The following is a 15044-nucleotide window of genomic DNA, read 5'->3' on the forward strand; positions in this document are numbered from 1 at the left end:
AGTTGGCCTTGGCACATTTCCTTAGTTCAATCGCAGGTGTAGCTCTTGAACTGACGTTACTTTACTACGGTCATCTGCTTTGTTAGCAGTACAGTTAGCAAAAGCCGCGTTCAAGGTTGTCGTATAGTTGGTTTTATTTTGCAATGCACCACGACGTAACACCTTCGAATCTTCGATCGCTTGGCGACCTTCGGTGGTATTAACGATATAGCTGTACTCTTTATTCTTGATATAATCAAGAATATGCGGGCGGCCTTCATATACTTTGTTTACACGTCGTACTTCAATGCCAGCTTCTTCAAGAGCGTGTGCCGTGCCACCAGTTGCGTCAAGTTCAAAACCTAAGTCGGTCATGATTTTGGCTAATTCAACAATACGTGGCTTATCGCTATTACGAACAGATAATAGCGCGCGACCACCGCGTGGTAAAGTGTTGCTTGCACCTAATTGTGCTTTTGCGAATGCTTCGGCGAAAGTATCACCAACACCCATCACTTCGCCTGTTGAACGCATCTCAGGACCACGGATTGGATCCACACCCTGAAACTTAGCAAATGGTAAAACAACTTCTTTGACGCTGTAGTAAGGAGGGATCACTTCTTTAGTAATACCTTGGCTTGCTAAAGACTGACCCGCCATACAACGAGCAGCTACTTTTGCAAGCGCCACACCGGTAGCTTTAGATACAAACGGTACCGTACGTGCGGCACGCGGGTTGACTTCAATTAAGTACACTTTGCCATCTTTTACGGCAAACTGTGTATTCATCAAACCTACAACACCAAGCTCAAGCGCCATGTCGGTTACTTGCTTGCGCATTACGTCTTGCACTTCTTGTGATAAAGAATGCGCAGGTAATGAACAGGCTGAGTCACCCGAGTGAACACCCGCTTGCTCAATGTGCTCCATGATACCGCCGATGATTACTTGCTCGCCGTCGCAAATTGCGTCAACGTCAACTTCAATCGCATTATCTAAGAAACGGTCCAGTAATACAGGTGCTTCGTTTGATGCTTGTACCGCTTCGGTCATGTAGCGACGTAAATCATCTTCGTCGTATACAATTTCCATTGCACGACCGCCTAGTACATACGACGGGCGTACAACTAATGGGAAGCCAATCTCAACTGATTTAAGTAGTGCTTCTTCAGTTGAAGTTACTGTTGCGTTTTCTGGCTGAAGTAAATTTAAACGCTCAACAAGTTGTTGGAAGCGTTCGCGGTCCTCTGCACGGTCAATCGCATCTGGTGAAGTACCTATTACTGGCACACCATTAGCTTCAAGCTCACGTGCTAATTTAAGTGGTGTTTGACCACCGTACTGCACGATAACGCCTTTAGGCTTTTCAACACGTACAATTTCAAGTACGTCTTCAAGTGTAATTGGTTCGAAGTATAATCTGTCTGATGTATCGTAATCGGTAGATACTGTTTCAGGGTTACAGTTAACCATAATGGTTTCATAGCCGTCTTCGCGAAGCGCAAGCGAGGCATGTACACAACAGTAATCAAATTCAATACCTTGGCCGATACGGTTAGGCCCGCCACCAATAACCATGATTTTGTCTTTATCTGTTGGGTTTGCTTCACACTCTTCATCGTAAGATGAGTACATGTAAGCTGTGTCTGAGCTAAATTCTGCGGCGCACGTATCAACACGCTTGTATACTGGCACGATGTTTAATAAGTGACGTTTTTTACGAATTTCAGCTTCAGATACACCAGCAATTTCAGCTATACGTGGATCTGCGAAACCTTTGCGTTTAAGTTTACGTAAGAAGTCGGCATTTAAACCAGCCATACCTACTTCACCAATTTTTGCTTCGTCTTTTAAAATATCTTCTATTTGTACTAAGAACCAGCGATTAACTTTAGTCAGCTCGTAAACATCATCAACGCTCATACCATGGCGCATTGCATCGGCAATGTACCAGATACGCTCAGCACCTGGCTCGCGTAATTCGCGGATGATTTTTTCTTTCGCTTTAGGGTCATCAAGTGCAACTATTGGGTTAAAACCTGTTGCGCCCACTTCAAGACCACGTAATGCTTTGTGTAATGATTCTTGTTGGTTACGACCAATCGCCATTACTTCGCCAACAGATTTCATTTGCGTAGTTAAGCGGTCGTTAGCACCGGCAAATTTTTCAAAGTTAAAGCGAGGAATTTTTGTTACAACGTAATCGATTGAAGGCTCAAAAGACGCTGGAGTTTTACCGCCAGTAATGTCGTTTTGAAGTTCATCAAGCGTATAACCTACTGCTAGCTTTGCAGCAATTTTAGCAATTGGGAAACCCGTTGCTTTTGATGCAAGTGCAGATGAGCGTGATACGCGTGGGTTCATCTCAATGATAACCATACGGCCATCTTCAGGATTAATACCAAACTGCACGTTAGAACCGCCAGTTTCTACACCAATTTCACGTAATACCGCCATAGAGGCGTTACGCATAATTTGGTATTCTTTGTCGGTTAACGTTTGCGCTGGTGCAACGGTGATTGAATCGCCAGTGTGAACACCCATAGGGTCAAAGTTTTCAATGGTACAAACAATAATACAGTTATCGTTTTTATCACGTACAACTTCTGTTTCGTACTCTTTCCAACCAATCAGTGATTCATCAATCAATAATTCGTTTGTTGGCGATAAGTCTAAACCGCGCTCACAAATTTCTTCAAACTCTTCCATGTTGTAAGCAACACCGCCACCGGTGCCACCCATGGTGAAAGAAGGACGAATGATACACGGCAAGCCAATGCGGGTCATTGTATCTTTTGCTTCTTCCATTGTGTGAGCAATCTCAGCACGTGGACATTCAAGACCAATGTTTTTCATTGCTACGTCAAAGCGTTCACGGTTTTCTGCTTTGTCGATTGCATCAGCCGTTGCGCCAATTAGCTCAACGCCATGCTTAGCCAATACACCGTGCTTGTCTAAATCAAGTGCACAGTTTAATGCTGTTTGACCACCCATTGTAGGCAGTACTGCATCAGGCTTTTCTTTTTCAATAATTTTTTCTACCACTTCCCAGTGAATTGGTTCGATGTAGGTAGCATCAGCCATTTCAGGGTCGGTCATGATAGTTGCAGGGTTTGAGTTAACTAATATAACTCTATAGCCTTCTTCTCTAAGTGCTTTACACGCTTGAGCACCAGAGTAGTCAAATTCACAAGCTTGACCAATTACAATTGGGCCTGCGCCTAAGATAAGAATGCTTTTTATGTCGGTACGTTTTGGCATTATTACTCCAGTTAAATTAGTGTTTACGCGCTTGCATCAAATCGATGAAGTGGTCAAATAATGGTGCTGCATCGTGTGGACCTGGACTTGCTTCAGGGTGACCCTGGAAGCTAAACGCAGGTTTATCTGTACGATGAATACCTTGAAGCGTTCCATCAAATAACGATTTATGCGTGGCACGAAGCGTACTTGGTAGGCTTGATTCTTGAGCTGCAAAACCATGGTTTTGAGCTGTGATCATAACTACATCGCGGTCTAGGTCTTTAACTGGGTGGTTAGCGCCGTGGTGGCCAAATTTCATTTTTTCTGTTTTAGCACCTGAGGCAAGGGCTAATAACTGATGACCTAAACAGATACCAAAAATAGGTGTGTCGGTTTCTAAAAAGGTTTTAATTGCATCAATAGCGTAAGTACATGGCTCAGGGTCACCAGGGCCATTAGATAGGAAGATACCATCAGGGTTTAAAGCAAGTACGTCAGCGGCTGAAGTTTGCGCTGGTACTACTGTAAGTTTACAACCACGGTCTACAAGCATACGTAAGATATTACGTTTTACACCGAAGTCGTAGGCAACAACATGAAACTTTTCATCAGCAGCGTCAAGGGTTTTAAATCCTTCACCTAATGTCCAGCTTGATTCGCGCCACTCAAAATTTTCCTTGGTTGAGACAACTTTTGCTAAATCCATGCCTTTTAAACCTGGGAAGGCTTGCGCGGCTTGTAACGCTTTATTTTCGTCTAGCTCGTCACCGGCAACAATACACCCGTTTTGTGCGCCTTTATCACGCAAAATTCGAGTTAGCTTTCTGGTGTCGATGTCCGCAATACCTAAAATATTACGTTCTTTTAAGTAATCATCTAACGATTGCTCGTTACGAAAGTTACTTGCTAGCAGTGGCAAATCACGGATCACTAGGCCTTTAGCCCAAATTTGATTCGCTTCTTCGTCTTCGCTGTTGGTACCCGTATTACCGATATGTGGGTACGTCAAAGTTACGATTTGTTCCGCGTATGATGGATCAGTCAAAATTTCTTGATAACCAGTCATAGACGTATTGAATACCACTTCACCGACTGACATGCCGTCAGCGCCGATTGCAGTACCGCGAAACACTGTGCCGTCTTCTAGGACTAACAGAGCGGATTTAGTCAAGTTAAACCTCCTAACAGTAAAAAACGGGAGTAAGCAATTGCTTAACACCCCGCCAATACCCAGAGGGATCGTCAAAACCAGATTTTTGTGAGCTTAAATTGTTTTACGCAGTCTTAAATGATGCAGATGTAAAGCATTCAACCTTCAATCATTTTTCTTGCCTAAAACTATTTTCATTCCCACTGAAACCCTGGATTTACTAGCCACTTGGGTATAATTGGAAACACGCATTTAGTAATTTTTGGCAAATTGGCTGCATATTACATGAAGTTGCTATTTAGGTCTAACATTATTTGGTTAATTGTTACAAATAAGTCACTGTAGGTGAAATTAGACCCAAACAGTTAAAATAGTAACTAAACTACTTAAGATCTAGCACATCTTGCATATCATAAAGTCCAGCAGGTTTGTTTTTCAACCAGCTTGCAGCCCTTATAGCACCTAGAGCGAACGTCATTCTCGAACTTGCTTTATGTGTTAATTCAAGCCTTTCGCCCATTGTAGCGAAGTATGCGGTATGTTCACCTACTATATCGCCCCCTCTTAGGACAGAATAACCAATCTCATTTTGAGATTTAGCTGTTTCTACTTGGCTTCGGTCATATACCGCAACCTCGTCGTGATCCCAGCCTTTCGCTTGCGCGATTGACTCACCTATTGCCAGTGCGGTACCCGATGGTGCATCTATTTTATGACGGTGGTGCGCTTCAAATATTTCGATATCTAAATCGTCACCAAACTTAGTCGCTGCAGTTTGCACAAGGTTGAGTAATACATTGACACCTACGCTGTAATTTCGCGCAAATACAATAGGGATATGTTTAGCGGCATCGTGTAATAGCGCCATATCATCATTTGTTAAACCTGTTGTACCAATAACCATAGGAATTTTTTGTGCTACAGCGGTTTTTAAATGGTTTTTCATACCAGCGGGAAGCGTAAAGTCGATTAAAACATCTACATCATCTATTGTACTTTCGTCGCTAAAGCTAACACTGCTGTCGGCTGCGCTGTTTACTTGATTTACATTAATGCCTAATAGCGATGAACTGCTTCGAACATATGCACCTGTAAGTTGTGTTTGTTCTTTAATTGTCGCGGCTTCTAATAGAGCTAAGCCCATTCTACCGTTAGCACCAAAAACACCTATTCGATTTGTAGTCATGGTTTTTACCTAATTTAATTTGAATCCGTTTATTAGCCATATATCCGGGCATTACAAAATACGCAGGTGGGTATTTTTATGCAGTTGGATAAATATTAATCGCTGAAAATCGCGTTGTTTTATAGATATTATCTAAAAGTCATGCAATAGTCAGGTGACCTTTTAATTTAATAATAATAACAATACCAGTTTACTTTAGCCATCTATACATTTAAACTTCTCTTTCGCGTCGATTTGGTCTTTGGCTTGCGGACGCTGCGGCTAACAACTTTTTTAAAAAGTTGTACTGCTAAATTCAGCTAAAAGAGGAGTTTTGGCTGTGATAAATTTTACTGGTTATGAGGATTATGATGCAGCCATCATTTAACAAAAATAAAGCAATACTTTCTTTACTTCCCCTACTTACCTTTGTAGCGCTATTTTTAGGCTCAGGTTTGTATTTGCAATCGCAAGGGGTTGATTATGCTTTTTACCAACTACCCGCACCTGTTGCTATATTGCCCGCCATCATGCTTGCGTTTATTTTAAATAAAGGCACGGTAAACCAATGTGTAGAAACCTTTATTAAAGGTGCCGGACACAACAATATTATTACCATGTGTTTAATATACTTACTTGCGGGTGCTTTTTCTGCCGTTGCCAGTGCAACCGGTGGTGTAGATGCGGTAGTAAATGCAGGCTTATCGCTTATTCCACCTTCGTTGTTACTCCCTGGTTTATTTTTAATTGCAGCGGTTGTATCAACAGCAATGGGTACGTCAATGGGTACGATTGGCGCCATTGGCCCTATCGCTTATGCGGTATCAATTAAAACAGGTATAGATCCAGCATTAATGGCCGGTACGATTGTATCTGGCGCTATGTTTGGCGATAACTTATCTATTATTTCAGACACCACTATTGCAGCTACGCGCACGCAGGGCTGTGAAATGAAAGACAAGTTTAAAGAGAATCTTAAAATTGCTGTGCCTGCTGCAATACTGACTATTGGCTTATTGTTTTATTTAACACCTGCTGCTCAAGTTGTTGAAACCAAGGATTACGATATTTGGTTAGTGCTTCCGTATGCCTTTATTTTAGTGCTAGCAGTTGCTGGCTTGAACGTCTTTGTAGTGTTGTTTAGCGGTATTATTTTTGCCGCATTAATGGGCTTTACAGGAAGTTATGAAGGCGCAAGCTTTGTAAAAGACATTTACAAAGGCTTTACCGATATGCAGGAAATATTTTTACTATCAATGTTTATTGGTGGCTTATCTGAATTTATTCGTATTAATGGTGGCCTTGATTACATTGCTCAAAAAATTCAAGCAATTACTAAAATCATTGCAAAATGGCACCGTAAAGTGGCAGATCAATTAGGTATCGCTGCGTTAGTTTTAACAAGTAATGTCTGTATTGCCAATAACACCGTATCTATTATTGTGGCCGGCCCTATTGCTAAAAAGCTTGCTGATGATGGTGAAATAAGCGGTAAACGCTCTGCAAGTTTGCTAGATATTTTTGCTTGTGTAACGCAGGGTTCTTTACCATACGGCGCACAAGCATTGTTACTTGGCGCTACGTTTAAAATAAGCCCTTGGGAAGTATCAACCTCTTCCTATTATTGTTTTATCCTAGCATTTACGGCAATAACTATCATTTGCTTACGCCGCAATAAAGCGTAATAAATTGCGTCTCCACATGTTGCAGCTTATAAAGTAAGCTGCAACATGTGTTAAATTAGCGATCAACAAATCAATCTCTTCTGCTATAATCTCTGCTTCCGCGTGTCACTAAAATTATAGTTATTAAACAGTTATGAAATTTAAAAAATTACTCCCTTTTATTACTTTTACTTCTCTTGCTTTATCATCGTCGGCTTTTGCTGCTAATTGGAGCAGTACAGCACTACACATTAATAATGGCAGTCAAAAAAATCCATTTTCTAAACAAGAGTCCGATACTACCGTTTACTCGGTTCAACATGCATCGGGCTATGACTACGGCGATAACTTCTTCTTTATCGATTACAGTAAAGACGATATAGATGATGGTTACCAAGATGCTGATTTTTATGGTGAATGGTACTCAACGGTAAGCTTATCGGCCATTAGCGGCGAAAAAATTGGCTCTGGTGCATTATTAGATGTTGGCCTTACGGGCGGTATTAACGTTGCTGGTGATGCAAAAGTAATGAAATACCTACCAGGTGTTAAATTAAGCTGGGATGTACCTGGTTTTAACTTTTTTCAAACGTTGTTCACAGCTTACATTGACGATAGTGAAGGTGTAGCAAAAGGCGGTGCACCTATTGAAACTAATAGCTGGATGCTTGATGTAGCTTTTGAGTATCCTTTCTCTATTGGCTCACAAAAGTTTAGCTTTAAAGGCCACGCTGAATACATTGCTGAACGTGAAGATGAATTTGGTAACGATGTACAAGCTTGGATACTCGCACAGCCTATTTTAGTGTGGGATATGGGCCACGCTCTTCAAATGAAAGAAAACACACTCCTGTTGGGTATGGAATTACAATACTGGCACAATAAACTAGGTACTGAAGTCACTGAATCGGTACCACAAATCCATATTGAGTGGACGTTTTAAGCTTTAACAATCAGCTCTTTACTCAGTAATTAATAAGCGAAGCTTTATTTTAGCTTCGCTTCTTTTCGTCCACGTAAAACATTTAATTGAACAGGTTTAAATACTTAGTTATTGTTGTACTTCTTTTAAGCCAAGCGCTCGCCTTTAATAGGAGTAACTGAATGTCGTCGATTAAAGTTATTTGTTTCTCTACTTTATTAGTACTAACAAACAATGCCTTAGCTGGCACTTCTCAAGATACATCGGCCCTTTCTTATGATGCACTTTTAACTAATTACGAATACGATTTTAAAGTAAATTACTTTGCACTTGAGTCGCAAAAACAATCATTAAAAATGGCCTATATTTACTTAAAGCCAACCAAATCCGACATGCCAACAGTTACACTTATGCATGGCAAAAACTTTAATGCAGATTACTGGACTACCACTGCGCAATATCTGCAATCTTTAGGTTATGGGGTATTAATTCCAGATCAAATTGGTTTTGGTAAGTCGTCTAAGCCAACTAATTACCAGTATTCATTTGCGGCTCTTGCTCATCATACTCATGCGTTAATGGACTCACTTGATATAAAAGAGTCGATTGTATTAGGGCACTCAATGGGTGGAATGCTAGCGAGTCGTTTTGCATTAATGTATCCAAATACAACTAAAAAGCTAATTTTATTAAACCCTATTGGGCTTGAAAACTACTTGCAGTATGTTGATTACAAAGATACAAATTTTTTCTATAAAAATGAGTTTTCAAAAACGCCGGAAGGCGTAAGAAAATATCAACAAAAAAATTACTACGATGGTAAGTGGAATGCCACATATTCAGCCTTAACTGACTTCATAACAGGGCAAATACAAGGCCCAGATAAAGAACAAATGGCATGGGTTAACGCTAAAACATACGATATGATTTTCACTCAACCGGTAATTACTGAATTTAAGGACTTTGCCGTGCCTGTTAAATTAATTATTGGTACACGCGATAGAACCGGCCCTGGCCGTAACTGGAAAAAAGAGGGTGTTAATTACGAGCTTGGTCGATATGATAAATTAGGCAAACACGCTGCAACACTTATCCCTAACGCACAATTATTCGAGCTGGATAACTTAGGGCATCTGCCGCACATTGAAGATTTCGAACGCTTTAAAAATATATTTAAACAAGCACTTTCTGCTGAATAACCACGCTTAAGAACTAAAATAAAACCCCTGTAGGTAAAATACTTACAGGGGTTTTATTTTAATTACGCATTAATACTAAACGTACACTACTTCAAATAGTAAAGCGCTTAACTACAGTGTGCATTGTGGGTTTTTACCCTGTGCTTTAGCAGTACTTTGCTCACTAAGTGCTTTACTCATTTGTGCTTGCAAGTCTTTAATACGACTGCTTGGCGCAGGGTGAGTTGATAAAAACTCAGGTGTTTTACCACTACCTGCTGCACTCATATTTTGCCAAAGAGTTACTGATTCTTGTGGATTAAAGCCAGCCTCAGCCATTAAATCTAAGCCAATTTCATCAGCTTCTGATTCGTGCGAGCGGCTAAATGGTAAAACAACACCATACTGTGCGCCCAAACCTAGACCCTGCATAATTTCATTACGGTATTGAATGTTACCCATTTCAAGTGCTGCACTACCAAGTTGCATACCGGTATCTAAAATAGAGCTTTGTGAAACACGCTCATTTGAATGCTCAGCAATTACGTGCCCTACTTCGTGCCCTAGTACTGTTGCTAATTGGTCTTGATTAGTAGCAATTTTTAATAAGCCAGTATGAACGCCAATGTAACCACCTGGTAGTGCAAAAGCATTAGCAGATTCATCTTCAAATACAACCACTTCCCAATTTTGCGAAGCGTATTCTTTTGGTAATACAGCCACTACTTTTTCAGCAATGCAATTTACATATGCATTTGTTTTTGCATCTTTATTAATTGGTTGGTTTTTTTTCATATCAGCAAAACTAGCAGTACCCATTTCACTCATTTGTTGGTCTGAATAAAGCGCTATTTGTGTGCGTCCTGTTGGCGACGTTTTACAACCAGCCAAAACGGCTGTCGCTAATACTGCAAGTACTAGTTTTTTCATGGTAATTCTCTTAAGCAATTAATTTTTTATTGCTTGTAGAATAGCAAACACAGTACCAATTTAAAATATTTGCTTTATATAGCGTTATATTAACAAGATGCGATAAGACGATAAACTTAGCAGGCGAACTAAGTTTATCCAAATACAATGCCCTGTTACACTAGAGTCCTTGTTTTTAGTGATTGTTGAGTTTACACATGGACGCCTCAGCCTCGTCTTTTAATACCCGTATTTTATTGCCTTTATTAGCCAGTATTGTGGCGATTACGCCATTGGCTATTGATATGTATTTGCCCGCCATGCTGGTAATTGCAAACGATTTACACACTAATATGCCAAATGTACAAATATCGTTGAGTATTTACTTAGCGGGTTATTCATTGGGGATGTTATTTTTTGGCCCGATTGCCGATCAAATTGGCCGCCGTAAGCTCGCACGTATTGGCTTAACCCTATTTGGCGCAAGCTCACTTGCACTTGCATTTACCACCGAAATCCATGCCTTTTGGACTCTTCGAGCAGTGCAAGCATTTACGGGAGCTGCAGCAACGGTAGTAGTACCGGGTATTATTCGCCATATTTATCAGCAAAACACAGCTAAAGGAATGTCGTATGTATCGATGATCATGATGGTAGCACCGTTGGTTGCCCCCTCTGTTGGTTCGTTTATTTTAGGGTTTTCTGTTTGGTCAACCATATTTTTGGTGCTTGCTGGATATAGCTTTTTAATATTGGCGTTTGTGCAAGTGTATTTAATAGATATACCTATTCATAAAAATGATAAAAAAGGCCTCGCTCTGTTTTTTGACAGCTATAAAACTGTACTGAGTAATAAAGATGCACGTGCGGATATACTCAGTTCTATGTTTGTATCGTTTGGATTTTTTTGCTTTTTAACCTCTGTACCTTTTATATATTTAGATTTATATGAGGTGTCAGAACAGTTATTTGGTGTGTTATTTGCGTTTAATGTAATGGCGCTTATGTTTGGTAACTTTTTAAATACGCGAATTGTACCAAGACTGGGCTCTCGAAAGATGCTCTATATTGGGCTTGTATGTGGGTTTGTATCGGGGCTTGCGCTATTAACATTTAGCTTATTGCATTTATCACTTTATTATATTGTGGCTGCTATTGCGCCATTAATGATGAGTTTAGGCGTCACGGCAAGTAATGCTGACTCGCTAATTTTAATGAAGTTTGAAAAAAACACAGGCACGGCAACCGCCGTAATTGGCACTCTTCGTTTTGGTAGTGGCGCATTAGTTGGCCCACTACTCGCTATTATGCATGCAAAAAGCGCAGTGCCATTTTCAAGCTTAATGTTTAGCGCTGTATTACTCACTATGCTCGTACAGTTAATTCACTATAAAAAAGACAAAAAAAATGCCTCAATATGAGGCATTTTTTAAAACTAATAATTCAATTAAGCATCAGCAGCTTTAGAAACCATAACCATTGCAGGGCGTAATAAACGACCATTCAATGTGTAACCTTTTTGCATAACAGCAAGTACTGTATTAGGTGTTACATCGTTACTTGGTTGAATTGACATTGCTTGATGAAAATCTGGATTAAACATCTCACCTTGTGGGTTTACGATTTCAACACCAAATTTAGAAACAGCGTCATTGAAGCTCTTAACCGTCATATCGATACCTTCAAGCAACGGCTTTAAAGTCTCATTTTCTTTATCAGAAAATTCAATAGCACGCTCAAGATTATCAATTACAGGTAGTAATTCGTTAGCAAATTTTTCTAGTGCAAATTTATGCGCTTTTTCTACATCTTGTGCTGCACGACGACGAATATTATCTACGTCTGCTGCTGCGCGAACAACACCATCTTTTTGATCCGCAATTGTTTGCTTTGCAGCTTCAAGCTCTGCATATAACATAGCAATTTCTGCTTCAGGGCTTTGCTCTTGTTCTGCATGTTGTTCAGCGGCTTCTACTGCTGCTTCTACATCAGCCTGCATTTTAGAAATTTCTTCGTTTAATTCTACTTCTTGCTCAGGGTTTTGTGTCTGCTCAGACATAAAATACGTGCTCCAATTCTTTTCAACTGCGGTAATTATGGGGATTGAATAAAAAGATTCAAGAGTTAGATGTCTCAATTAATTTAAATTCTTGGATTATTTCTTCAATTTGCGCTGATTTAGGGCAAATTATACAAAAGCGGCTTTGGTATTCTTGATTTTGAAAGTACGGCACGCTTATTACAATCAATTCATCGCACTCAGTAAAAGGTAATTTTTCGCTATTAAGTACTGATAACCCATTTTTAAAAGCGAGCTTATCTTCTACATAATTTAAAAATGAGACACCAATATTTAAGCTTTGTTCACAATCAATTTGTTTGTAAAGGTAATTTTCGCCAACAACAATACTGTTATCTGAGCCTAATTTTTGGCTTAGTTGTCGCGTCCATTGATTAAGCGAATCGTGACAATTTCGAGGCGCGGTATTAGCCATAGCTTGCATACGGTATAAACCTTCCATCAAGGTTTGTTGACTAAAGACGGTGTTTAACCACGTTGCAAACTGATAACGAACAGAGTCTGACGAATCATGAGGCTTATCAATACAAATATTATGGCTCTGCCCTGCTCTGTCTATTAATAAAATAAGCCAGTCGGTAGAATCAAAATCAAGTACCTCTACTCTAAATACTTGCTGCGAGCTGGCTTGTGGCAAACCCACACAACAACACACCTGATATTTTTGGCTCAAACCATGAGCAAGTTCAACGAGTTGTGATTGCTCTGGTTGCCAATAATTAGCAATATCAGCGAGTGGAAAGAACTCGTCAAACCAATAATCAAACCCCTCATTTGTAGGCACACGGCCTGCAGATGTATGAGGTGAATACAATAAGCCCACTTTTTCTAAGCGAGCCATCGCATTACGTACCGTAGCCGAACACACAGCCATGCCTTTAAGCTTAGCAATTTTTGTTGATGGGACGGGTAACCCCTCACCATTACAGTACATGTTCATAACAGCTGAAAAAATTTGCTGATCTCGTGGATTTAATTTCATGTTATCTACATCTTGTTGCATGTCTGATATATCGGGGCATTTACAGTTATTTCAAGTCACATAGTATGCTGGTAGCTAATAAAACTAAATTAATTACCTAGGTAAGTTAATCATACCAATTTAAGCTAAGATCTGTATTTTCAAACACTTCTCTTTTGGGTTACTCTACAAACATTCAAACTTATAGTGTACACATTATGGATTCTCCTTTTAAAACCATTGGCCTTATTGGTAAACCAAACCACCCTGGTGCAGCCGCAACACTACAACGTCTGCATACATTTTTACTTGCACTTGGTTTTGAGGTTATCGTAGAAAAACGCACTGGTGGCCAGTTAGTTGATGTACCCACAGATAAACTAGTTAAGTTAGTCGACTTAGGGGAGCTGGCTGATTTGGCTATTGTCGTTGGAGGTGACGGTAACATGTTGGGCGCAGCACGTGTTTTAGCTCGTTTCAACGTAGCAGTAATCGGTGTTAACAGGGGGAACCTTGGGTTCTTAACTGATTTAAACCCTGAAGGTTTTGAACCAAGTTTAGAACAAGTTTTAAGTGGTGATTTTATTGAAGAAAATCGCTTTTTACTTGAAGTAGAGGTATACCGCCACAACGAATTAAAAAGCGCTAATTCTGCGGTCAATGAAGCCGTGCTTCATGCCGATAAAGTTGCACATATGATTGAGTTTGAAGCCTTTATTAATAAAGATTTTGTATTTTCACAGCGCTCGGATGGCTTAATTGTATCAACACCAACAGGCTCAACGGCGTATTCACTTTCAGGTGGCGGACCTATTTTGACACCAGAGCTTAATGCTATTTCGTTAGTACCTATGTTCCCACATACATTATCGAGCAGACCATTAGTCGTTGATGCTGATAACGAAGTACGCTTGAAGCTAAGCCTAGAAAATACAGATAGCCTACAGGTAAGTTGCGACAGCCATGTTGTGCTTGCTGTTTTACCTGGCGATGAGGTTGTCATTAAGAAAGCAGATAAAAAACTGCGTTTAATTCATCCAAAAAATTATTCTTACTACAACGTTTTACGTACTAAATTAAATTGGGGTAGTCGTTTATACTAATTTTATTGCCAAGTGTAAGACTTTAGAGCAAAATATCGCAAAATAAAAAATAATATTATTAGGAACTATAGCAAATGACGTATGTTGTATTTTTTCACTTTTGTTATTAATTACGCTACTAGGTAGCTATTTAATAGTTGAAAATAATCGTCGTATAGCAAGCGAAACCAAGAAGAGAATTTTTAATGATCGAGTTTCAAAAATTAGTACACGTTTGAAAAGCAAACTAAATGAATTGTTGGATGTTAAGGTAATACGCCCGAAACACGTTCCTAGAGTCCAGGCAATTGTTAGTAATTTTTTTGTAGTACAAGCATATAATGATGACAATTTACAAAAATTAGAAGATGTAACTGATTTACTCGTCAGCACTTTATCTAACGAATTAAATAAAACTTATCAAACTAATTCGGCTAAAAGTTTAATTGATAACTTACAGCACTTTATAGCTGAGCTACCTCATCAAGGTATTTTATATAACAAAGCTTTTTATGACACTCAACTACCTTCGTTAATATTTACTATCCAAACAGAAGACATCCATCAACACATTGATAAAAAAGAAGAAGTTGAATTTTTGCAACAAGAAACTAATGACTCTCCTATTAACGAAGAGGCAAGTGTTGCTTAAATACTAAAAAATTAATTTGCAAAAAACCAAAACACTGTATAAATTAACAGTTAATTGAC

The 15044-nt window shown here is 39.5% G+C and carries 11 protein-coding genes and 1 pseudogene; 6 read left to right on the plus strand and 6 right to left on the minus strand.

The window, feature by feature from the left end; genetic code table 11:
- Window positions 1–21: 21 nt before the first annotated feature.
- The 3 genes from carB to dapB form a co-directional block, all read right to left on the minus strand.
- Window positions 22–3240 (minus strand): carbamoyl-phosphate synthase large subunit, encoded by a 3219-nt coding sequence (gene carB, locus P4S71_RS19875; protein WP_033037722.1) that lies wholly within the window; start codon window positions 3238–3240, stop codon window positions 22–24.
- A 16-nt stretch (window positions 3241–3256) separates the two neighbouring features.
- Window positions 3257–4393: a glutamine-hydrolyzing carbamoyl-phosphate synthase small subunit gene (gene carA, locus P4S71_RS19880; protein WP_096792860.1), complete on the minus strand. Its 1137-nt coding sequence runs from the start codon at window positions 4391–4393 to the stop codon at window positions 3257–3259.
- 361 nt (window positions 4394–4754) lie between these two features.
- Window positions 4755–5558, minus strand: a complete 804-nt coding sequence (dapB, locus tag P4S71_RS19885; protein WP_337151371.1) for a 4-hydroxy-tetrahydrodipicolinate reductase — start codon at window positions 5556–5558, stop codon at window positions 4755–4757.
- A gap of 350 nt (window positions 5559–5908) precedes the next feature.
- On the opposite strand from dapB, the gene P4S71_RS19890 reads away from it, so the two are divergent.
- The 3 genes from P4S71_RS19890 (at window position 5909) to P4S71_RS19900 (ending at window position 9322) form a co-directional block, all read left to right on the plus strand.
- The gene (locus P4S71_RS19890; protein WP_008134735.1) at window positions 5909–7222 is read left to right on the plus strand and encodes a Na+/H+ antiporter NhaC family protein; all 1314 of its coding nucleotides are present in this window, start codon (window positions 5909–5911) and stop codon (window positions 7220–7222) included.
- Between the two features lie 133 nt (window positions 7223–7355).
- Window positions 7356–8144 carry a nucleoside-binding outer membrane protein gene (locus P4S71_RS19895; protein ID WP_033028723.1) on the plus strand — a complete coding sequence of 263 codons (789 nt, stop codon included), beginning with the start codon at window positions 7356–7358 and terminating at the stop codon, window positions 8142–8144.
- A 161-nt stretch (window positions 8145–8305) separates the two neighbouring features.
- Entirely contained in the window at window positions 8306–9322 is a 1017-nt protein-coding gene (locus P4S71_RS19900) for an alpha/beta fold hydrolase (RefSeq protein WP_337151372.1), read from the plus strand.
- 111 nt (window positions 9323–9433) lie between these two features.
- On the opposite strand, the gene P4S71_RS19905 is transcribed toward P4S71_RS19900, so the two are convergent.
- Entirely contained in the window at window positions 9434–10231 is a 798-nt protein-coding gene (locus tag P4S71_RS19905; RefSeq protein WP_337151373.1) for a M48 family metallopeptidase, read from the minus strand.
- 197 nt (window positions 10232–10428) lie between these two features.
- Here P4S71_RS19905 and P4S71_RS19910 point away from each other — a divergent pair, with 197 nt between their 5' ends.
- Window positions 10429–11631 (plus strand): Bcr/CflA family efflux MFS transporter, encoded by a 1203-nt coding sequence (locus tag P4S71_RS19910; protein WP_337151374.1) that lies wholly within the window; start codon window positions 10429–10431, stop codon window positions 11629–11631.
- Window positions 11632–11657: 26 nt separating this feature from the next.
- Here the strand turns inward: P4S71_RS19910 and grpE are convergent, their stop codons facing one another.
- Together grpE and P4S71_RS19920 are read right to left on the minus strand one after the other, a co-directional pair.
- Complete coding sequence (grpE, locus tag P4S71_RS19915; protein WP_096792856.1) at window positions 11658–12269, minus strand: nucleotide exchange factor GrpE; 612 nt, start codon at window positions 12267–12269, stop codon at window positions 11658–11660.
- Window positions 12270–12327: 58 nt separating this feature from the next.
- The gene (locus tag P4S71_RS19920) at window positions 12328–13293 is read right to left on the minus strand and encodes a hypothetical protein (protein WP_007375834.1); all 966 of its coding nucleotides are present in this window, start codon (window positions 13291–13293) and stop codon (window positions 12328–12330) included.
- A 176-nt stretch (window positions 13294–13469) separates the two neighbouring features.
- On the opposite strand from P4S71_RS19920, the gene nadK reads away from it, so the two are divergent.
- Complete coding sequence (gene nadK / locus P4S71_RS19925; RefSeq protein WP_007375835.1) at window positions 13470–14354, plus strand: NAD(+) kinase; 885 nt, start codon at window positions 13470–13472, stop codon at window positions 14352–14354.
- A gap of 74 nt (window positions 14355–14428) precedes the next feature.
- A pseudogene (locus tag P4S71_RS19930) lies at window positions 14429–14985 on the plus strand (hypothetical protein).
- Window positions 14986–15044 lie beyond the last annotated feature (59 nt).

It is taken from the genome of Pseudoalteromonas sp. B62, assembly GCF_037162565.1.
Classification (GTDB): Bacteria; Pseudomonadota; Gammaproteobacteria; order Enterobacterales; family Alteromonadaceae; genus Pseudoalteromonas; species Pseudoalteromonas fuliginea.